This window comes from Mycobacterium europaeum, from assembly GCF_034555895.2.
GTDB lineage: Bacteria > Actinomycetota > Actinomycetes > Mycobacteriales > Mycobacteriaceae > Mycobacterium > Mycobacterium europaeum.
This window is the reverse complement of record NZ_CP157315.1, coordinates 2,536,014-2,558,963: the sequence shown is the minus strand read 5'-3', so window position 1 is coordinate 2,558,963 and position 22,950 is coordinate 2,536,014. Positions and strand designations below refer to the sequence as shown.

The 22,950-nt window shown below is 68.7% G+C and carries 5 protein-coding genes; 3 read left to right on the top strand and 2 right to left on the bottom strand.

Annotation, left to right across the window (positions count from 1 at the left end):
• Positions 1 to 126: 126 nt before the first annotated feature.
• Both U8D42_RS11225 and U8D42_RS11220 read right to left on the bottom strand, forming a co-directional pair.
• A complete protein-coding gene (locus U8D42_RS11225; protein ID WP_322861322.1) occupies positions 127 to 3,030 on the bottom strand; it encodes an RND family transporter in 2,904 nt (967 codons plus the stop codon).
• On the bottom strand, positions 3,027 to 3,446 hold the full coding sequence (locus tag U8D42_RS11220; protein WP_322861337.1) for an MmpS family protein: 420 nt from the start codon (positions 3,444 to 3,446) through the stop codon (positions 3,027 to 3,029). The genes U8D42_RS11225 and U8D42_RS11220 overlap by 4 nt, the downstream gene beginning before the upstream one ends.
• A gap of 965 nt (positions 3,447 to 4,411) precedes the next feature.
• Between U8D42_RS11220 and U8D42_RS11215 the strand changes: the two genes are divergently transcribed.
• Genes U8D42_RS11215 through U8D42_RS11205 form a run of 3 tightly spaced genes read left to right on the top strand, consistent with a single transcriptional unit; the run spans position 4,412 to position 22,579 of the window.
• Complete coding sequence (locus U8D42_RS11215) at positions 4,412 to 4,642, top strand: MbtH family protein (protein ID WP_085238829.1); 231 nt, start codon at positions 4,412 to 4,414, stop codon at positions 4,640 to 4,642.
• A gap of 40 nt (positions 4,643 to 4,682) precedes the next feature.
• Entirely contained in the window at positions 4,683 to 14,936 is a 10,254-nt protein-coding gene (locus tag U8D42_RS11210) for a non-ribosomal peptide synthetase (protein ID WP_322861323.1), read from the top strand.
• Complete coding sequence (locus U8D42_RS11205) at positions 14,933 to 22,579, top strand: non-ribosomal peptide synthetase (protein ID WP_322861324.1); 7,647 nt, start codon at positions 14,933 to 14,935, stop codon at positions 22,577 to 22,579. The genes U8D42_RS11210 and U8D42_RS11205 overlap by 4 nt, the downstream gene beginning before the upstream one ends.
• The last annotated feature ends 371 nt before the right edge of the window (positions 22,580 to 22,950 follow it).

Genomic DNA, 22,950 nt, shown 5'->3' with positions numbered 1-22,950 from the left:
TGCGGGACGTTCACAGCCTTGACCGCGCCGTCCACTGCGGCGCGGCGGCGAATGCCGTCCTCGTTGTCCTGTGTCACGATGTTCCCCACGGTCGCGATGCCTGTGCTGAAAGTGGAAGTCCGGCAGCTACAACGGCTGCTTGAGCAACAGCGAGCGCACCAACGGACGGGGCCCTAGCGGCCGAAGCAATGAGCTAGCGGGCCGCGGGCGCACACGTTGCGGCCACCAGAACCAGCGCCCCAGCAACGCCGCGACGGATGGCGTCATGAACGCGCGCACGACCAGGGTGTCGAACAGCAACCCCAACCCGATCGTCGTGCCCGTCTGGGCGACGCTGCGCAGGTCACTGACCCCCATCGAAGCCATGGTGAAGGCGAACACCAGGCCCGCGTTGGTGACGACCTTGCCGGTGCCGGCCATCGCCCGGATGATGCCGGTGTTGATCCCGGCGGCGAGTTCCTCTTTCATCCGGGAAACCAGCAGCAAGTTGTAGTCCGATCCCACCGCCAAAAGGACGATCACGGACGTCGACAGCACCGTCCAGTGCAGTTGCAGGCCGAGGAGATACTGCCAGACGAGCACGGACAGCCCATACGACGCGCCCATTGACAGCAAGACCGTACCGACGATCACCAGCGCGGCGATGAAACTCCGCGTCATGATCAGCATGATGATGAAAATGAGGCAGATCGCGGCGACCCCCGCGATCAAGAGGTCCCATTTCGAGCCGTCCACAATGTCTTTCGTGATGGCCGCGGTGCCCGTGAGGTAGACCTTGGCATCCTCCAACGGAGTCCCCTTGAGCGCCTCCTCGGCCGCCGTCTTGATGGGCTCCACGCGGGAGAGCCCTTCGGGCGTGGCCGGATCACCCTTTTGCGAGATGAGCATCCGGACATCTTTTCCGTCCGGCGACATGAAGATTTTCTCGACCCGTTTGAAGGCCTCCGAGTCATTGATGATCCCCGGCGGCAGGTAGAAAGAATCCTCGTTTCGGGATTGGTCGAAAGCTTGCCCCATCGCGGCCGAATTATTGCCCTGCGATTCCATCTGGCCCATGACTCCCGACATGGTGCTGTGCATCGTCAACATCATGGTCCGCATGCTCTGCATGCTTTCGATCATGGGTGGCAGCAGCACGACCATCTGCGGGAGCAGGACGTCGAGTTGGTCCAGGTCCGCCACCAACTCTTTGAGCTTGTCGGTTATCTCGTCAACGCCGTCGAGTGCATCGAATATCGACCGTATCGAGAAGCAAACAGGAATGTCGTAGCAGTGCCGTTCCCAGTAGAAGTAACTGCGGATCGGCCGAAAGAAATCCTCGAAGTCGGAAATCTTGTCGCGCAAATCGTTCGTGATCTCTTGCATCTCGTGCGTTTTGCCGACCATGTGGTGGGTCGTAGCGACCAGTTCCTTCATCAGGCCATACATGTGCTGCATGATCTGAATCATTCTTGCCATCTCTTCGGCCTGCTTGAGCATGTCGTCCATGCGGTCCTTCTGGAACGCCATGTTCACCTGCTGGCTCGCCTGCGACATGCTCACGATCCAGGGGATCGTGGTGTGCTCGAGCGGAATGCCCTCGGGCCGGGTGACCGACTGCACGGTGGAAACGCCCGGAACGGCAAGGATGCCCTTAGCCACCTTGTTCAGGACGATCATGTCGGCCGGGTTGCGCAGATCATGATCGCTCTCGAGGAGCAGAATCTCGGGCATCATGGTTCGCGATTGGGGGAAATGTCGCTGCGCGGCAGCATTTCCCACACTAGCCGGAATATCAGTGGGGATGAATTTCTGATCGTCGTAGCTCGGGTTGTAATTCGGCAGGGTCAATAGACCGATAAGTGCTATAGCCAGGGTCGTGATCAGAATGGGTGCGGGCCATCGGACGATCGCCGTGCCGATCCGTCGCCACCGATGCGTCGTAATCACGCGTTTCGGGTCGAACACGCCAAAACGGCCGGCAACGACGAGAAGCGCCGGCGCGAGCGTGAGCGCAACCAAGACGGCGATAGTGATGCCCACGGCGCACGGGATGCCGAGGGGCTGGAAATAGGGCAGCCGGGTGAAGTTGAGGCAGAAGACGGCTCCAGCGATCGTCAAGCCGGAAGCCAAGACCACCTTGGCCACGCTGCCGAATGTGGTGTAGAAGGCCGTTTCCCGGTCTTCGCCCGCCTGACGCGCCTCCTGATATCGCCCGACGAAGAATATCCCGTAGTCGGTCCCCGTCGCGATGACCGCGGCGACCAATAGGTTGACGGCAAAGGTAGTGAGACCCACCAACTGGAGATGGCCAAGGAAGGCCACTATCCCTCGTGCCACCTGCAATTGGAGGCCGACCATCAGCAACAAGAGAATGACGGTCAAGATCGACCGGTAGACGATGAGCAGGGTAAGGAAGATCACCGCGAGGCTCGTGACGGTGACCAGCATGACGGTCTTTTGACCGGCGATGTTCATGTCCGCAACAGTCGGCGCGGGGCCCGTGACGTAGGCCTTCAATCCGTTCGGCGTGGGTGTCCTCGCCACTATTTGCCGAATGGCGGCTACCGATTCGTCACCCGACGCCCCGCCCTGGCTTCCGGCAAGCTGGACTTGCACATAGACGGCTTTTCCGTCGGAACTTTCCGCGGCTTTCGACGTGACCGGATCGCCCCAGAAATCCTGGACGTTCTGCACGTGCTTCTTATCGGCCCGCAATTCATGAATCAATTGGTTGTAGTACTTGTGCGCGGCGTCGCCGAGAGGTTGTTGACTCTCGAGGACGATCATCGCCAAGGCGCCGGAGTTGGTCTCCTTGAAGTCCTGCCCCAAGTGCTCCATCGCCCGAAACGACGGCGCCGCAACGGGACTCAGTGAGACCGCGTTCTCCGCCTCGACCTGCTCCAGCGGAGGTACGCCGACCGCCACGATGACGGCGATCCCCAACCATCCCAAGATGATGGGTATCGAAAGCCGATGGACCATCCGCGCTATGAACGGCCTCGACTGCCGGGCATTCTCCATATGCAGGTCGCTCTGCACGTCGCTCATGTGGCCGTCAGCATGCAGTAGGTGAACGCGTTCAATTCGTGCGAAACCCTCTCGGCTTTGACAACCCCGTCAACCACGATGCGGCAGCCGAGCATGTCGCCATTGCCCTGTGCCACAACGTTTCCCAGGATTGACGGCAGCGTCGTCGAAATATCGAAGGACCACGGCACGGGCTGTCCGTTGACATGCACCGGGTTGCCGTCGACATCGAAATAGCTGATGTCGGCGGTTGTCCCCGGCGGACCGAAAATCTCGTATCTGATGTGCTTCGGGTTGAAAGGTTTGGTGTCTTTTATCCGGGTGTCGGCGTACGACTCGCGCCTCTCGGAGCCGAAGATGCCGTGCAGTCGGGACACGGTCAAGCCTCCGGCGGCGACCACGGCCACAATGAGCAGCGGAATCCAAAGCCGCTTCAGCGTGGCAATGATTCCACTTCCGCGGGGATGAGTGTGTTCACGTCCGACTGGCCTCTGAGGTCCAGTCGGGGATTGGCGACCAATGCCCAAAAAGCCACGTCGGCGACCAGTCGGCTGGCCACTGTCATGGCCGTCCGTCGCGTCTCCGGGCCGGGCCCGCACGTCGGGTTCGGTCACCGCACCCCCTTCTACCCGTTTCACGTCGTCTTGTTATTCCGCCGGCCCTAGCAAGCTGTTACATGGTGGAAGCGATACGCCAGGTGAGGGCACTCCGAAATGCGGTGTACGTCGCAGACTAGTCGTGCTTCGGCACCTCATACGAGCCCCGCCCCCGGGGAGCGCGACCGAGTCTTCATGAGTAAACCACGCCATTGGTCTCCGTATCAGCCCTTCGGCAACGAGATACGGGATCGTAATGCATATCGCGTGCGTAACGGCACTTTTTAGACCTCCCAGCCCGGATGATTCACCCGATTGTCACCGAGCGCCCACTCGGGCCGGAACGGCACACGCCCACCCACGGTGCGCCCAGCGGCCGAAGCCTGCGGAGGGATCAGCAGCCCTAGTCAGCTAACGACGATCACCCGTCTTAGTCAATGGGTCCGCAGGGCGCGCTCCCGCGACAGGCGCACCTGTTTTGGCGATGTTCTCGCCGCCGCCACCGGCTCGCCTCGCAGTGATTTTCGCGCTAGCTCCAGGGCCGGTATCCTGGCCAGTGATAACCACCCAAAATTGCATCGTCCTTGAAGGTCGACCCCGCCCAATCGCTAACCGCACCGGTGAGCCTTTGTTGCAGGTCACAGCTACCAACGGCGGCAGCTGCGCAGCCCGCACAGCCCAATTCTTAGGTTGCGTTAAGAACCTGACAGGTCACACCGGGAACTTTGCCAAATCTCGGACGCACGCTGGTGCCTCCAGTAGGGTTTGGACCGTTCCACTTGTGTCAACTAGGCATCTGGAGAACCGTGAGCATCAACCCGTTCGACGACGACAACGGCAGCTTTTTCGTCCTGGTGAATGACGAGGAGCAGCACAGTCTGTGGCCGGCCTTCGCCGATGTTCCAGCCGGCTGGCGAGTGGTGTACGGCGAGACAGACCGCGCTGCGTGCTTGGAGTACATCGAGCAGAACTGGCCGGACATTCGGCCAAAGAGTCTGCGCGACAGGCTCGCAACGGGTCAGGGTTTTGAGCAGTAACGAGTCGGGGTATGGGGCGGATGGAGCTTTGGGGGAGTCGATGGGAGATGGTGATCACACACTTCCGCTGACGCGCGGGCAGCTCGACATCTGGCTCTCGCAGGAAACGGGCTTCGTCGGTACGGAGTGGCAGCTCGGGCTACTGATAAAGATCGAGGGGTCGCTCGATCGCGATGCGCTCCAGCGCGCGCTCACCCAAACCGTCGCGGAGGCCGAGGCCGGCCGGGTGTCGTTCTTCGAGGTCGACGGGCACGTCGTGCAAAAGCCGATCGACTACCCGAACGTCGAGCTCACTTTCCACGACCTGACTTCCTCGCCGGATCCCGTGCAGGAAGCCCGCGCCATGGCGTCGTCTATCCAGCGCACCCCGATGGCATTGAACGGTCAGCTGTTCCAATTCGTGTTGTTCCAGACACAGGCTGACGAGTTCTATTTGTTCGGTTGCTGCCACCACATCGCAATCGACGGATTGGGAATGGCGCTGGTATGCCGTCGGGTCGCCACGATTTATACCGCCATGGTCGCCGGAAAACCCATTCCTGACGCCTACTTCGGCTCGGCCCAGGATTTGGTGGACCTGGAGGCGGAGTACGAAGCGTCCTCCGACTATCAGGAGGACAAGGAGTACTGGAGTCACAACCTGCCGCCGGAGACCGCGTGGGTTGATCGGCCGACCGATGAGCCGAGCGGCCGGGACCACTATTCGCCGTCCGCCTCCGTCCAGTTGGACCCGTCCGTCACCACCCGGATCAAGGAGCTGTCCAAGAAGCTGGGGATTCGCCGATTCTCCGTCACCACCGCCGCCTGCGCGCTGCTGGTTCGGGCGTGGTCGGGGAGCGGTTCGCAGGTCGCGCTCGACTTCCCGGTGAGCCGGCGGGTCCGCCCGGAGTCAAAAACCCTTCCCGGGATGTTCGCCGGGGTGGTGCCGCTGGTGCTGGACACCCCACCCACGGGCACGGTCGCCGACTTCTGCAAACACGTCGACATTCGAATCCGGGAGCTGCTGCACCACCAGCGCTTCCCCGTGCACACCCTCGAAAGCGACGGCCTGCGGCAGGCGGCGAGCCGGGTCGGCATCAACTTCCTCCCGATGCGGCTCACCCTCGACCTCGCCGGATCGCCGGTGACGGCCACCTACACCAACCACGGGCCGGTGGGGCACTTCAGCCTGTTCTTCCTCGGCTCCGGCGACCAGCTCTTCCTGAGCACCGCGGGACCGGGGCAGCCGTTCGCCGACTTCGGCGTCGCCGATCTGGCGGCCCGGATGCAGCAGGTGCTGGAGGAGATGACCGCCGACCCGGAGCGGTGGCTGTCCTCCATCGACCTGCTGGCCGCCGACGAGCCGGCCAAGATCGACCAGTGGAGCAACCGCGCGGCGTTGACCGAGCCGGTGCCCGCCCCGGTGTCGATCCCGGCGGCGTTCGCCGAACACGTGCAGCGGACGCCCGATGCCCCGGCCGTGACCTGCTCCGCCAAGTCGTTGACGTTCGCCGAACTCGACGAGGCCTCCAACCGGCTGGCGCACCTGCTGGCCGGCCACGGGGTGGGTCCGGGTGGCTGCGTCGCGGTCATGTTCCCCCGGTGCACCGACGCGATCGTGGCGATGCTGGCGGTGCTCAAGACCGGGGCGGCCTATGTGCCGATCGACCCCGCGCACTCCGCGGCGCGCATGGAGTTCGTGCTCTCTGACGCGGCGCCGAGCGCGGTCATCACCACCGCCGACCTGCGCTCGCGGCTGGACGGGCACGACCTGCTGGTGGTCGACGTCCACGACCCTGCCGTCGACGCTCAGCCCGCCACGCCGCTTCCGGCGCCGGCCGCGGAGAACATCGCCTACATCATCTACACCTCCGGAACCACCGGAACCCCCAAAGGCGTTGCGATTCCTCATCTCAACGTCACCTGGCTGATCGAGTCGCTCGACGCCGGCCTGCCCAAGGGCCAGGTGTGGACGCAGTGCCACTCCTCGGCCTTCGACTTCTCGGTCTGGGAGATCTTCGGCGCCCTGCTGCGCGGGCGGCGGCTGCTGGTCGTCCCCGAGTCGGTGGCGAGCTCGCCGGAAGACCTGCACGACCTGCTGGTCGCGGAGAAGGTCAGCGTCCTGACCCAGACCCCGTCCTCGGTCGCGATGCTGCCGGCGGAGGGCCTGGAGTCCACCGCGTTGGTGGTGGCCGGCGAGGCATGCCCGGCGGACGTGGTGGACCGCTGGGCGGCGCCCGGGCGGGTGATGCTCGACGCCTACGGCCCCACGGAAACCACGGTGTGCGCGTCGATCAGCAAGCCGCTGACCCCGGGCTCGGCCGTGGTGCCGATCGGTTCGCCGATCGCCGGGGCGGCGATGTTCGTCCTCGACAAGTGGTTGCAGCCGGTGCCGGCCGGTGTGGTCGGTGAGCTCTATCTGGCCGGCCGTGGCGTCGGCATCGGATACGTCCGCCGCGCGGGCCTGACGGCCTCCCGGTTCGTGGCCAACCCCTTCGGCGGTCCGGGCGCGCGCATGTACCGCACCGGCGACCTGGTCTGCTGGGGCGAAGACGGGCAGCTGCAGTACTTCGGCCGCTCCGACGAGCAGGTCAAGATCCGCGGCTACCGCATCGAGCTCGGCGAAATCCAATCGGTGCTCAAGGGCCTCGATGGGGTGGACCAGGCGGCGGTGATCGCCCGCGAGGACCGCCCGGGCGACAAGCGCCTGGTCGGATACATCACCGGCACGGCCGATCCGGCCGCGATCCGCGCCGCGCTGGCCGACCGGCTGCCGCCGTACATGGTGCCGGCCGCGGTGGTGGTGCTGGAGGCCCTGCCGTTGACCGGCAACGGCAAGCTCGACAAGCGCGCCCTGCCCGCACCCGAATACGCCACCGCCGAATACCGCGCGCCCGAGGACCCGGTCGAGGAGATCCTCGCCGACATCTACGCCCAGGTGCTGGGCCTGGACCGGGTCGGGGTGGACGCCTCGTTCTTCGACCTCGGCGGCGACAGCATTCTCTCCATGCAGGTCGTGGCCCGGGCGCGGGCGGCCGGGATCCTGTTCCGGCCCCGCGACGTGTTCGTCGAGCAATCGGTGTCCCGGCTGGCCCGGGTGGCCGAGGTGGCGGTCGACGGCGCCGGCGGTGCGGCCGACGACGGCGTCGGGCCGGTGGTGGCCACCCCGATCATGCGTTGGCTGCACAGCATCGAGGGGCCGATCGAGCAGTTCAACCAGACCATGGTGGTCCAGGCCCCGGCGGGGGCGACCGAGGCCGACGTGGTGGCGGTGCTGCAGGCGCTGCTGGATCGCCATGCCGCGCTGCGGTTGCGCGCCGACGACGACGGCGCGGGCGGCTGGTCGCTGCAGGTACCCGAGGTCGGCGCGGTGGACGCGCGCGGCTGCGTGCACGCGGTCGAGGCGTTGTCCGACGAATCGTTGGCCGACGCGAGGTCGCGGTTGAACCCGGCCGCCGGGGTGATGGTCAGCGCGGCCTGGGCGCAGCCCACGGGTCAGCTGGCGTTGATCATCCACCACCTGGCCGTCGACGGGGTGTCGTGGCGAATCCTGTTGGAAGACTTCAACATCGCCTGGGCCCAGCACCACAACGGGCAGCCGATATCCCTGCTGGCGCCCGGGACGTCGTTCGCCCGCTGGTCGTCGCTGCTTGCCGAGCACGCCCAGCGAGCCGACGTGGTGGCCCGGGCCGACGAGTGGCGGCAGGTGGCGGCCACCCCGGCCGCGTTGCCGGCGGTGCAACCCGACGCCGACACCTATGTCACTGCCGGTCAGCTGTCGGTCTCGCTGGACGTCGAGACCACCCGATTGCTGCTCGGCGAGGTGCCCGCCGCGTTCCACGCCGGCGTGGGCGACATCCTGCTGATCGCCTTCGGGCTGGCGTTCGCGGAATTCCTGGGCACCGGCGCGGCGCCGATCGGCATCGACGTTGAGGGCCACGGCCGCCAGGAAGAACTGGCCCCCCGGGTCGACCTGTCGCGCACCGTGGGCTGGTTCACCACGAAGTACCCGGTGGCCTTCAAGGGCGGCCGGCTGAGCTGGTCGCAGGTGGTGGCCGGGGGGACCGAACTCGGCCCGGTGATCAAGGCCGCCAAGGAACAGCTGCGCGCCCTGCCCGACGGCCTGACGTACGGGCTGCTGCGCTACCTCAACCCCGACGTGGACCTCGACGGGCCCGACCCCGTCATCGGGTTCAACTACCTGGGACGGCTCGGCGCGGGCGCCGACCTCTCCGACGAACTGTGGCGGGTCAGCCACGACAGCCTGGCCGTGGCGGCCGTGGCCACCGCGGTGCCGATGCCGCTGGCGCACACCGTGGAGCTCAACGCCGGCACCATGGACACCGACGCCGGCCCGCACCTGCAGGCCAACTGGACGTGGGCGCCTTCGGCGCTGGACGACGAGCGCGTCAACCGGCTGAGCCAGTTGTGGTTCGAGGCGCTGGCCGGGATCTGCGCGCACGTCAGGGCCGGCGGTGGCGGGTTGACCCCGTCGGACATCGCGCCCGCCCAGCTCACCCAGCAACAGCTCGACGCCCTCTGCCGGCGGGGCGGCGTCGCCGACGTGCTGCCGCTGACCCCGGTGCAGCAAGGCCTGTTGTTCCACACCGCGTTCGGGCAGGACACCGACGACCTGTACGCGGTCCAGCTGGGGATCACCGTCAGCGGCGCCCTCGACGCGGCGCGGCTGCGCGAGGCGGTCCACACGGCCGTCAAGCGGCACCCCAACCTGGTCGCCCGGTTCACAGAAGACTTCGGCGCGCCGGTGCAGGTCATCCCGGCCGATCCGCAGATGGCGTGGCGGTACGTCGACCTGGACGCCGGCCACGTCGACGAGCAGGTCGAGCGGCTGTGCGCCGACGAACGCGCCGCCGTCTGCGACCTGGCCGATCAGCCGACGTTCCGGGCCATGCTGATCCGCACGGCGCCCGACCGGCACCGGTTCGTGCTGACCATTCACCACATCGTCGTCGACGGCTGGTCGCTACCAGTCCTGCTGCAGGAGGTCTTCGCCAGCTACTACGGGGAGCGGCTGCCCGCCGCCCCGTCGTACCGCAACTTCGTGACTTGGCTGACCAACCAGGACCGCGCCGCCGCGCAAACGGCGTGGGCCGAGGCGCTCGCCGGGTTCGAGACCCCCACCCTGGTCGGACCGCCCGGGCAGATCGGCCGTCGGGCCGTCGCCGCCTTCCACGTTCCCGCCGAGACCACCAAGGCGCTGGGCGAGCTGGCCCGCTCGTGCCGCACCACCATCAGCACCGTGCTGCAGGGCGCGTGGACGCAGCTGCTCACCTGGATGACCGGCCAGCACGACGTGGCCTTCGGCACCGCGGTCTCCGGACGGCCCACCGAACTGCACGGCGCGGACGCGATGGTCGGCCTGCTCATCAACACCGTGCCGGTCCGGGCGAGCATCGCCGCGACCACCACCGTCGCCGACCTGCTGGACCAGCTGCAACGCCTGCACAACGACACCGTCGACTACGAGTACCTGGCGCTGCCCGACATCCACCGGGCCACCGGGCACGACCAGTTGTTCGACACCCTCTTCCTCTACGAGAACTACCCGATCGACGCGGGCGCGCTGCTGGGCGTCCACGAATTGGCGGTCACCGACTTCAGCAGCCGGGAGTACAACCATTACCCGCTGTCGGTGGTGGTCTCGCCGGGTCACGAACTGAGCCTTCGCGTCGAATTCGATACCGAGGTCTTCAATCGGGCCGCCATCGACACGCTGATCGAGCGGCTGCAGCAGGTGATGGTCGCCATGACCGCCGACCCGTCGCGGCGGCTGTCCTCGATCGACCTGCTCGACGCCGGCGAGCACCACCGGCTCGACGAGTGGGGCAACCGGCCGGTGCTGGCCGAGCCGGCGCCCAAGCTGGCGTCGATTCCGGAGCTGTTCGCCGCGCAGGCGGCGCGCGCGCCGGAGGCGGTGGCCATCACCTTCGGCGACCGGTCGTGGACCTACGGCGAGGTCGAGGAGTCCGCCAACCGATTGGCGCACCTGCTGGCCGGCCGGGGCGCCCGCCCGGGCGAGCGCGTCGCGGTGCTCTTCCCGCGCACGGCCGAGGCCGTCGTGGCGATCCTGGCGGTGCTCAAGACGGGTGCGGCGTACCTGCCGGTCGACCCGACGGTGCCGGCCGCGCGCATGGAGTTCGTGCTCGGTGACGCGGCGCCGATCGCCGCGGTCACCACCGCGGACGTGCGGTCGCGGCTCGACGGGTCGAACCTGGACATCATCGATTTCGACGACCCCGCCGTCGCCGGCCAGCCCACCGACGGGCTGCCCGCGCCGTCGCCGGAGGACATCGCCTACATCATCTATACGTCCGGCACCACTGGCACCCCCAAGGGTGTGGCGGTGCCGCACCGCAACGTCACCCAGCTGCTGGAGTCCCTGGACGCGCAGCTGGCGCTGGGCCAGGTGTGGACGCAGTGCCACTCGCTGGCGTTCGACTTCTCGGTGTGGGAGATCTTCGGGTCGCTGCTGTACGGCGGCCGGCTGGTGATCGTGCCCGACGCGGTCGTCCGGTCGCCCGAAGAGCTGCACGCGATGCTGGTCCGCGAGCAGGTCAGCGTGCTGAGCCAGACGCCGTCGGCGTTCTACGCGCTGCAGACCGCCGACTCGCTCGCCCCCGAGCTCGGCCAGCAGCTCAAGCTGCAGACCGTCGTGTTCGGTGGCGAGGCGCTCGAGCCGCACAAGCTCGGCAAATGGCTGCACCACCACCCGGGGCTGCCGCGGCTGATCAACATGTACGGCATCACCGAGACCACGGTCCACGCGTCGTTCCGGGAGATCGTCGACGGTGACGTCGACAGCAACGCCAGCCCGATCGGCGTGCCGCTGGCCCACCTGGGCTTCTTCGTGCTGGACGGCTGGCTGCGTCCGGTGCCCGAGGGCGTCGTCGGTGAGTTGTATGTGGCCGGCCGGGGCCTCGCGTACGGGTACGTGGGCCGGTCGGGGCTGTGCGCGACGCGGTTCGTCGCGTGCCCGTTCGTCGGTGCCGGCGCGCCTGGACAACGGATGTATCGGACCGGGGACCTGGTGCGCTGGGGCGCCGATGGCCAGCTGCAGTACATGGGCCGGGCCGACGAGCAGGTCAAGATCCGCGGCTACCGCATCGAGCTCGGCGAGGTGCATGCGGCCCTGGCCGCCCTGGCCGGGGTCAACGAAGCGGCGGTGATCGCCCGCGAGGACCGCCCCGGCGACAAGCGGCTGGTGGGCTACGTGACCGGCACCGCCGACCCGGCCGAGATCCGCAACCAGCTCGGGGAGCGGCTGCCGGCCTACATGGTGCCCACGGCCGTGGTGGTGCTCGAGGCGCTGCCGTTGACCGTCAACGGCAAACTCGACACCCGCGCGCTGCCGGCGCCGGAATACTCCGACGCCGACCACTACCGGGCGCCGGGCACGGCCGTCGAGGAGATCCTCGCCGGCATCTACGCCCAGGTGCTGGGGCTGGAGCGCGTCGGCGTCGACGACTCGTTCTTCGACCTCGGCGGGGACAGCATCCTGTCCATGCAGGTCGTCGCCCGCGCCCGGGCGGCCGGCGTGGTCTGCCGCCCGCGCGACATCTTCGTCGAGCAGACGGTGGCCCGGCTGGCCCGGGTGGCCGGCGTGGCCTCCGACGACGACGTGGTCGACGAGGGCATCGGCCCGGTGGTCGCCACCCCGATCATGCGGTGGCTGCACAGCGTCGACGGCCCGATCGAACAGTTCAACCAGACCATGGTGGTGCAGGCCCCGGCCGGGGTCGGCGAGAGCGACGTGGTGCTGATCCTGCAGGCTTTGCTGGATCGGCACGCGATGCTGCGGCTGCGGGTCGACGACGACGGCGCCGGCGGCTGGTCACTGCGGGTGCCCGAGGTCGGCGCGGTGGACGCCGCGGGGTGCGTGCACACCGTCGAGGCGCTGTCCGACGCCGCACTGTCGGCCGCCCGCGACCAGCTGAACCCTGCCAGCGGCGCGATGCTGCGCGCGGTGTGGGTGCCCCCCACGGGCCAGCTGGCGCTGATCATCCACCACTTGGCCGTCGACGGGGTTTCGTGGCGAATCCTGTTGGAAGACTTGAACATTGCCTGGGCGCAGCATCACAGCGGCCAGCCGCTGGCCTTGCCGGTGGGCGGGACGTCGTTCGCTCGGTGGTCGGCGATGCTGGAGGAGCACGCGCGTCGGCCGGAGGTCGTCGACACCGCCGAGGCGTGGCGGCAGATCGCGTCGACGCCGGCGCCGCTGCCGGCGGTGGCGCCCGACATCGACACCTTCGTCAGCGCGGGACAGCTGTCGGTGTCGCTCGACGCCGACACCACCCGGTTGTTGCTGGGCGAGGTGCCCGCGGCGTTCCACGCCGGGGTGCAGGACATCCTGTTGATCGCATTTGGGTTGGCCTGGGCGCAGTTTGTGGGCACCGGCGCGCCGATCGCGATCGACGTCGAGGGCCACGGCCGTCACGAGGAACTGGGCCCGCACGTGGACCTGTCCCGCACGGTCGGGTGGTTCACCACCAAGTACCCGGTCGCGCTCAAGGTCGGCGGGCTGTCCTGGGGCCAGGTCGTCGCCGGTGAGGCCGAGCTGGGGGCGCTGGTCAAGGACGCCAAGGAACAGCTGCGCGCCCTGCCGGACGCGCTGACCTACGGGCTGCTGCGCTACCTGAACCCCGACGTCGAGCTGGACGCGCCGGACCCGGTGATCGGGTTCAACTACCTCGGCCGCCTGGGCGGCGCCGCCGAACTCTCCAGCGACTTCTGGCGCCTGGATCAGGACAGCTTGGCATCGGCCGGCGCCGCGACGGCGGTGCCCATGCCGCTGCCGCACACCGTCGAGCTCAACGCCGGCACCCTGGACACCGCCGCCGGCCCGCTGCTGCAGGCCAACTGGACCTGGGCGCGCTCGGCGCTCGACGAGGTCCAGGCCGGCCGGCTGAGCGAGTTGTGGTTCGACGCCCTGAGCGGCATCTGCAGCCACGTCCGCAGCGGTGGCGGCGGGCTCACCCCGTCGGACCTGGCCCCCGCCCGGTTGACCCAGCGGGACATCGACGAGCTGTGCCAGCGCTACCCGATCGCCGACGTGTTGCCGTTGACCCCGCTGCAGCAGGGCCTGCTGTTCCACACCGGCACCGCGCACGGGAGCGATGACCTGTATGCGGTGCAGCTCGACATCAGCGTGAGCGGTGCGCTCGACCCGCACCGGCTGAGCGACGCGGTGCACACCGTGATCAAGCGGCATCCCAACGTGGTGGCGCACTTCCTCGAAGATTTCGGGGAGCCCGTGCAGGTGCTCTCGGTCGACCCGCCGCTGGCGTGGCGGTACGTCGAACTCGACGCCGAAGACCTCCAGCCCGAAGAGCAGATCCAGCAGCTGTGCGCCGCCGAGCGCGCCGCGGTGTGCGACCTGGCGGAGCGCCCGCCGTTCCGCGCCGCGCTGATCCGCACCGCCGACAACCGACACCGCTTCATCCTGACCAACCACCACATCGTGCTCGACGGCTGGTCGAAGCCGATCCTGCTGCAGGAGATCTTCGCCGCCTACTACCGGGTGCCGCTGCCCGCCCCGGTGCCCTACCGCAAGTTCGTCGACTGGCTGGCCGCGCAGGACCGCGGCGCCGCCCAGGCAGCGTGGCGGCGGGTGCTGGCCGGCTTCGACACCCCCACGTTGGTCGGGCCGCCCGGCCGGATGAGCCTCGGCCCGCGGGCCGTCTCCTCGTTCGAGGTGTCGGCGGAGACCACGCGGGCGCTCGGTGAGCTGGCCCGGTCGTGCCACACCACCGTCAGCACCGTGCTGCAGGGCGCCTGGGCGCAGCTGCTGATGTGGCTGACCGGCCAGCACGACGTCACCTTCGGGACGGCGGTCTCGGGCCGGCCCACCGATTTGGCGGGCGCGGACCAGATGGTGGGGCTGCTGATCAACACGGTGCCGGTGCGGGCGACGATCGGCGCCGAAACCACCATCGCCGACCTGCTCAACCAGCTACAAAGCGCCTACAACGACACGCTGGAGCACCAGCATCTGGCGCTGAACGAAATCCATCGTGTAACGGGACACGACCAATTATTCGACACCATGTTCGTGTACGAGAACTATCCGATCGACACCGCCGCGCTGTCGGCCGTCGACGAGCTGGCCATCGATGGCTTTACCAACCGCGAATTCAACCATTACCCGCTTTCGGTGCAAGCCGTTCCGGGTCATGAACTGGGTCTTCGCGTCGAATTCGATACAGAAGTCTTCGACACGGGCAGAATCGAGAGGTTGATAGAGCGGTTCCGGCGGGTGCTGGAAGCCATGACCGCAGATGTGGAGGAGCAGTCATGACCGTCGGTGCAGGGCGGCGATTGTTGTCGATCGACTTGCTCGATGGCGGAGAGCACGACCGCCTCGACGAGTGGGGCAACCGGGCGGTGCTGACCGCGCCGGCGACGGGTGCTGTCTCGATTCCGGCACTGTTCGCCAAGCAGGTCGCCCGCATTCCGGAGGCTCCCGCGCTGACGTTCCAGGGCCGCACGCTGACCTATCGCGATCTCGACGAGGCCGCCAACCGGCTCGCGCACCTGCTGTCCGAACACGGCGCCCGTCCGGGCGCGTGCGTGGCGCTGCTCCAGTCGCGGTCTGCTGAGGCGATCGTGTCCATCCTGGCGGTGCTCAAGACCGGCGCGGCCTACCTACCGATCGACCCGGCCGTCCCGGCCGCGCGGATGGAGTTCATGCTCGGCGACGCGGCCCCGGTCGCCGCGGTGACGACGGCCGAGCTGCGGCCGCGGCTGGACGGGTTCGACCTGCTGGTCGTCGAGGTCGACGACCCCGCGGTGGCCGAGCAGCCCACCTCGGAGCTGCCCGGCCCGGCGCCCGAGGACATCGCGTACATGATCTACACGTCCGGGACCACCGGGACGCCCAAGGGCGTGGCCGTCACCCACCAGAACGTCACCCAGCTGCTGAAGAAGCTGCCCGCCGAACTGCCGCAGGCCGGCGTCTGGTCCCAGTGGCACTCGCTGGTGTTCGACGTGTCGGTGTGGGAGATCTGGGGTCCGCTGCTGCACGGCGGACGCCTGGTCGTGGTGCCCGAGTCGGTGGCCGGCTCGCCCGACGACCTGCACTCGCTGCTGGTCGCCGAGAAGGTCACCGTGTTGTGCCAGACTCCGTCGGCGGTGGGGATGCTGTCGCCGGACGGCCTGGACTCGACGGCGCTGATCGTGGCGGGCGAGGCCTGCCCGGCCGAGGTGGTGGACCGGTGGGCGCCGGGACGCGTGATGATCAACGCCTACGGCCCGACCGAGGGCACGGTGTACGCATCGATGAGCGCGCCGCTGAGCGCCGAGTCGGGGGCGCCGACGATCGGCTCGCCCGTGCCCGGCGCGGCGCTGTTCGTGCTGGACAAGTGGTTGCGGCCCGCGCCCGAGGGCGTCGTCGGCGAGCTGTACATCGCGGGTCGCGGCGTGGCCTCCGGCTACGTGCGCCGGGCGGGTCTGACGGCGTCGCGCTTCATCGCGTGCCCGTTCGGGGCGCCGGGGACGCGGATGTACCGCACCGGCGACCTGGTGCGCTGGGGCGTCGACGGCCAGCTGCAGTACCTGGGGCGCGCCGACGAGCAGGTCAAGATCCGCGGCTACCGCATCGAGCTCGGCGAAATCCAGACCGCGCTCGCGGCGCTGGACGGCGTGGAGCAGGCGGCGGTGATCGCCCGCGAGGACCGCCCCGGCGACAAGCGGCTGGTCGGCTACATCACGGGCACCGCCGACCCGGCCGAGGTCCGCGCCCGGCTCGGGGAGCGGCTGCCCAGCTACATGGTGCCCGCCGCGGTCGTGGTGCTGGACGCGCTGCCGTTGACCGTCAACGGCAAGCTCGACAAGCGGGCCCTGCCCGCCCCCGAATACCAGAAGACGACCGGTGAATACCGCGCCCCGACCACGGCCGTCGAAGAGACGCTGGCCGCCATCTACGGCCAGGTCCTCGGCCTGGAGCGGGTGGGCGTCGACGACTCGTTCTTCGACCTCGGCGGGGACAGCATCCTGTCGATGCAGGTGGTGGCCCGCGCCCGCGCAGCCGGCGTGGTGTGCCGCCCGCGCGACGTCTTCGTCGAGCAGACGGTGGCGCGGCTGGCCCGGGTGGCCGGCGTGGCCTCCGACGACGACGTGGTCGACGAGGGCATCGGCCCGGTGGTGGCGATCCCGATCATGCGCTGGCTCCAGCAGGTCGACGGCCCCACCGACCAGTTCAACCAGACCATGGTGGTGCAGGCCCCGGCGGGGGTCACCGGTGACGACGTCCGGGTGGTGCTCCAGTCGCTGCTGGACCGGCACGCCACCCTGCGGATGCGCGTCGACGACGACGGCGCCGGCGGCTGGTCGCTGCACGCGCCCGAGGTCGGCGCGGTCGAGGCCGACGCGTGCGTGCACATCGTCGACGCGTTGTCCGACGCGACGCTGGTGGCCGCGCGCTCGCAGCTGAACCCCGCGGCGGGGATCATGCTGCGCGCCGTGTGGGCCGAATCCACGGCCCAGCTGGCGTTGATCATTCACCACCTCGCCGTCGACGGCGTGTCCTGGCGAATCCTGTTGGAAGACTTGAACATCGCCTGGGCGCAGCATCACAGCGGCCAGCCGGTGGCGTTGCCGACGGGCGGGACGTCGTTCGCCCGGTGGTCGGCGATGCTGGAGGAGCACGCCCAGCGCGCCGACGTCGTCGCCCAGGCCGACGCGTGGCGTGAGGTGGCCGCGACCCCGGCGCTGTTGCCGGCGGTGCGCCCCGACGTCGACACCTACGAGACGGCCAAGCAGCTGTCGGTGTCGTTGGACGTCGACACCACCCGGATGCTGCTGGGTGAGGTGCCCGCGGCGTTCCACGCCGGTGTGCAGGACATCCTGCTGATCGCGTTCGGCTTGGCCTGGGCGCGGTTCGTGGGGACCGGCGCGCCGATCGGCATCGACGTGGAGGGCCACGGCCGCCACGAGGAACTGGGCCCGCACGTCGACCTGTCGCGCACCGTGGGCTGGTTCACCACCAAGTACCCCGTCGCGCTGACCGTCGGCGAACTGGACTGGGCGCAGGTGATGGCCGGCGACCCCGCGCTCGGCATGCTGGTCAAGAAGGCCAAGGAGCAGCTGCGCGCCCTGCCCGACCCGCTGACCTACGGGTTGCTGCGGTACATGAACGCCGAGGTGGACCTGGAGGGGTCCGACCCGGTGATCGGCTTCAACTACCTGGGCCGCCTGGGTGCGGCCGCCGACCTGCCCGGCGAGATGTGGCGGATCAGCCAGGACAGCCTGTCGTTCACCGGCGCCGCCAGCGCGGCGCTGCCGATGCCGTTGATGCACACCGTCGACCTCAACGCCGGAACCATGGACACCGAGGCCGGCCCCCACCTGCAGGCCAACTGGACGTGGGCGCCCTCGGCGCTGGACCATGAGCAGGTCAGCCGGTTGAGCCAGTTGTGGTTCGAGGCCCTTGCCGGGATCTGCGCGCACGTCCGTAGCGGCGGCGGCGGGCTGACCCCGTCGGACGTCGCCCCGGCCCGGTTGACCCAGCAGCAGCTGGACGACCTGTGCCAGCAGTACGCGGTCGCCGACGTGTTGCCGTTGACCCCGCTGCAGCAGGGGCTGCTCTTCCACGCCAGCTTCGCGCACGACCCCGGCGACGACGTGTATGCGGTACAGCTCGGCATCACCGTGACCGGCGACCTCGACCCGCACCGGTTGCGCGAGGCCGTCCACACCGTCGTCGACCGGCACCCCAACCTGGCGGCCCGGTTCTGCCCCCAGTTCGGCGAGCCGGTCCAGGTCATTCCGGCCGACCCGGTGATGGCATGGCGCTACGTCCAGCTCGGCGCGGAAGACCTGGACCCCGAGGACAAGATCGAACAGCTCTGCGCCGCCGAGCGCGCCGCGGTCAGCGACCTCGCCCACCGGCCGGCGTTCCGGGCCGCGCTGATCCGCACCGCCGACAACCGGCACCGATTCGTGCTGACCAACCACCACATCGTGATGGACGGGTGGTCGCTGCCGATCATGCTGCGGGAGATCCTGACCAGCTACTACGGCGAACGGCTGCCCGCGCCCGCGACGTACCGCAGCTACCTGACCTGGCTCACGGCGCAGGACCGCACGGCCGCCCGGGCGGCGTGGGCCGAGGTGATGGCCGGCTTCGACACCCCCACGTTGGTCGGTCCGCCGGCCCGGCTGGCCGTGGGGCGGCGCAGCGTCGAGTCCTACCGGCTGCCCGCGGAGACGACGCGCGCGCTGGGCGAGCTGGCCCGCTCCTGCCACACCACGATCAACACGGTGCTGCAGGCGGCGTGGGCCCAGCTGCTGATGCGGCTGACCGGCCAGCACGACGTGGCCTTCGGCACCGCGGTGTCCGGCCGGCCCGCCGACCTGGTCGGCGCCGAGTCGATGGTGGGCCTGCTGATCAACACCGTGCCGGTGCGCGCCCACGTCACCGCCGGCACCACCGTGGCCGAGCTGCTGCAACAGCTGCAGCGCGCCCACAACGACACGATCGAGCACGAGCACCTGGCGCTGAACGAGATTCACCGCGTCACGGGCCACGACCTGTTGTTCGACACGCTGTTCCTGTACGAGAACTACCCGATCGACACCAGCGTGCCGCTGGGCTTCCATGAGCTGGCGATCACCGACGTCACCAACCGCGAATACAACCACTACCCGCTCTCGGTCATGGCGCTCCCGGGCCGGGAGCTGGGCCTGCGGGTCGAGTTCGACACCAGCGTGTTCGACACCGCCGGCATCGAGTCGCTGATCGAGCGGTTCCAGCGGGTGCTGGGGGCCATGACCGCCGACTCCAGCCAGCGGCTCTCGGCGATGGATGTGCTGGACGGCGGCGAGCGCGCCCGCCTCGACGAGTGGGGCAACCGGGCGGTGCTGACCGCGCCCGTGCGGGCGGCGAAGTCGATCCCGGCCCTGTTCGCCAGGCAGGTCGCCCGCGTTCCGGAGGCTCCGGCGCTGACGTTCGAGGGCCGCACGTTGACCTACCGCGAGCTCGACGAGGCCGCCAACCGGTTGGCCCACCTGCTCGCCGGGCACGGCGCGGGCCCGGGCGAAAGCGTCGCGCTGCTGTTCCCCCGGTCCGCCGAGGCGATCATCTCGATCCTGGCGGTGCTCAAGACCGGGGCGGCCTACCTGCCGATCGACCCGGCGGTCCCGGCCGCGCGGATCGAGTTCCTGCTCGCCGACGCCGCGCCGGTCGCGGCGGTCACCACCGCCGACCTGCGGTCGCGGCTGGACGGCTCCGATCTGCTGGTCATCGACGTCAACGACCCGTCGGTGGATGCCCAGCCCGCCACGGCGCTACCCGCGCCGACGGCCCAGGACATCGCGTACCTGATCTACACCTCGGGCACCACGGGCGTCCCGAAGGGCGTGGCGGTCAACCACCACAACGCCACCCAGCTGCTGGAGAAGCTGCACGCTGACCTGCCCGACCCGGGTGTCTGGGCGCAGTGGCATTCCCTGGTGTTCGACGTCTCCGTCCACGAGATCTTCGGCGCGCTGTTGCACGGCGGACGGCTGGTCGTGGTGCCCGAGTCCGTGGCCGGATCCCCGAAGGACCTGCACGCCTTGCTGGTCGCGGAGAACGTGACGGTGCTCAGCCAGACCCCGTCGGCGGTGGGCATGCTCTCGCCCGAGGGGCTGGACGCGACGGCGCTGGTGGTGGCCGGTGAGGCCTGCCCGCCCGAGGTGGTCGAGCGGTGGGCGCCGGGCCGGGTGATGATCAACGCCTACGGCCCCACCGAAGGCACGGTCTACGCGGCGATGAGCGCGCCGCTGAACCCGGACACGGGCGCGCCCATCGGCAGCCCGGTGCCGGGGGCGGCGCTGTTCGTGCTGGATCGCTGGCTGCGACCCGCGCCGCAGGGCGTCGTCGGCGAACTCTATATCGCCGGTCGCGGTGTGGCCTCCGGGTATGTGCGCCGCTCGGGCCTGACGGCCTCGCGGTTCGTGGCGTGCCCGTTCGGTCCGCCCGGGCAGCGCATGTATCGCACCGGGGACCTGGTGCGCTGGGGCGCCGACGGGCAACTGCAATACCTGGGACGGGTCGACGAGCAGGTCAAGATCCGGGGCTACCGCATCGAGCTTGGCGAAATCCAAACGGCCCTGGCCGGTTTGGACGGCGTCGAGCAGGCTGCGGTGATCGCCCGCGAGGACCGCCCCGGCGACAAGCGCCTGGTGGGCTACATCACCGGCACCGCCGACCCGGCCGACATCCGGGCCCGGTTGGGCGAGCGGCTGCCCGCGTACATGGTGCCCGTTGCGGTGGTGGTGCTGGACGCGCTGCCGCTGACCGTCAACGGCAAGCTCGACAAGCGGGCGCTGCCCGCCCCCGAGTACCAGAAGACCGGCGGTGAATACCGGGCCCCGGCCACGCCCGTGGAAGAGACCCTGGCCGACATCTACGCGAACGTCCTTGGGCTGCAGCGGGTTTCGGTGGAGGATTCGTTCTTCGACCTCGGCGGCGACTCGCTGTCCGCCATGCGGGTGATCGCCGAGATCAACACGGCCCTGGACGCCAACCTCTCGGTGCGCACCTTGTTCGAGGCACCGTCGGTGCGGCGCCTCGGCCACCGGGCGGAGCACGACGCCAGCGGCGCCGACGAAACCGAGGGCGGGGCGGCCAGCTTCGCGTCGGTGCACGGCCGCGACGCCACCCAGATCTACGCGAGTGATCTGAAGCTGGAGAAGTTCATCGACGCCGCGACCCTGGGGACCGCGCCGGCGTTGCCCGGGCCGAGTTCGGAGGTCCGCACGGTCTTGTTGACCGGGGCGACCGGTTTCCTGGGGCGTTATCTGGCGCTCAAGTGGCTCGAGCAGCTGGAGCTGGTCGGCGGCAAGCTGATCTGCCTGGTGCGGGCGGGCTCGGACGAGGAGGCCCGTCAGCGGCTGGAGAAGACCTTCGACAGCGGTGATCCGAAGTTGTTGCGGTATTTCCAGGATCTGGCCGCCGATCACTTGGAGGTGATTGCGGGGGACAAGGGCGCGGCGAACCTGGGCCTGGACGAGCAGACGTGGCAGCGGTTGGCCGACAGCGTCGATCTGATCGTGGACTCGGCGGCGCTGGTCAACGGCGTGTTGCCCTACAGCGAGCTGTTCGGGCCGAACGTCGCGGGCACCGCCGAGCTGATCCGGGTGGCGTTGACCAGCAAGGTGAAGCCCTACGCCTATGTGTCGACCTCCGACGTGGGCCGCCAGATCGACCCGGCGGCGTTCACCGAGGACGCCGACATCCGGCTGATCAGCCCCATCCGCAAGATCGACGGCAGCTACGCCAACGGTTACGGCAACAGCAAGTGGGCCGGCGAGGTGTTGCTGCGCGAGGCGCACGACCTGTGCGGCCTGCCGGTCTCGGTGTTCCGCTCCGACATGATCCTGTCCGACACCAGCTACGCCGGCCAGTTCAACCTGTCGGACATGTTCACCCGGATGGTGCTGAGCCTCGTGGCCACCGGCATCGCGCCGCGCTCGTTCTACCAGCTGGACGCCGAGGGCAATCGGCAGCGTGCGCACTTCGATGCGCTGCCGGTGGAGTTCGTCGCCGAGGCGGTCACCACGCTGGGTGCCCAGGTGATAGAGGGGTTCGAGACCTATCACGTGATGAACCCGCACGACGACGGTGTCGGCATCGACGAGTACGTCGACTGGCTGATCGAGGCGGGCTATCCGATCGAACGGATCGACGACTTCGGCGAGTGGCTGCAGCGCTTCGAGGCCGCCCTGCGCGACCTGCCGGAACACCAGCGCAAGCACTCGGTCCTGCAGATGCTGCAGGTCCCGGGGTACAACCAACTGCAGGCGCCGGAGCCGGCCCGCGGGTCGTTCGCCCCGACCGACCGCTTCCGTGCCGCGGTGCAGGAAGCCAAGATCGGCGCCGACAACGACATCCCGCACATCACGCCGGCGGTGATCGTCAAATACGTCACCGACCTGCAACTGCTCGGTCTGCTCTAATCCGCATCCCTGCATTTGGGGCGGCCCCGCCGGGGCCGCCCCAAATCGTATGGTTGGGTTTTAACGGGAGAATGATCCTTCTCGTATCTTTTACACGCCATTCCCCTGATCCCTGACAGGTTCCTGCCATTTTTTAAAAACCCCTAGCGCAAGATCGTGATCTTCCGTTAACCTTTCGGACTGTTGCACTGATGTCGATTCAGTTGACGGAGATGCTGTGCGTCCGCTCCCATGGCGACCGCAGCAGATCCGCCTTCTTAGCGGCGACGAGCGGCGACAGCGGCGAGGATCCGGGCACGGACCGCGCCGTATGCACTACATCAAGCGGAACCGAACAGGCATTGCGGAGGAGTTCGGTCGAGCGGCGCCGT

What these genes read in the sequence shown, in the direction of transcription:
- U8D42_RS11205 (WP_322861324.1), top strand. Translation starts at nt 14,933, where the DNA reads ATGACCGTCGGTGCAGGGCGGCGATTGTTGTCGATCGACTTGCTCGAT.
- U8D42_RS11210 (WP_322861323.1), top strand. Translation starts at nt 4,683, where the DNA reads ATGGGAGATGGTGATCACACACTTCCGCTGACGCGCGGGCAGCTCGAC.
- U8D42_RS11225 (WP_322861322.1), bottom strand. Translation starts at nt 3,030, where the DNA reads ATGAGCGACGTGCAGAGCGACCTGCATATGGAGAATGCCCGGCAGTCG.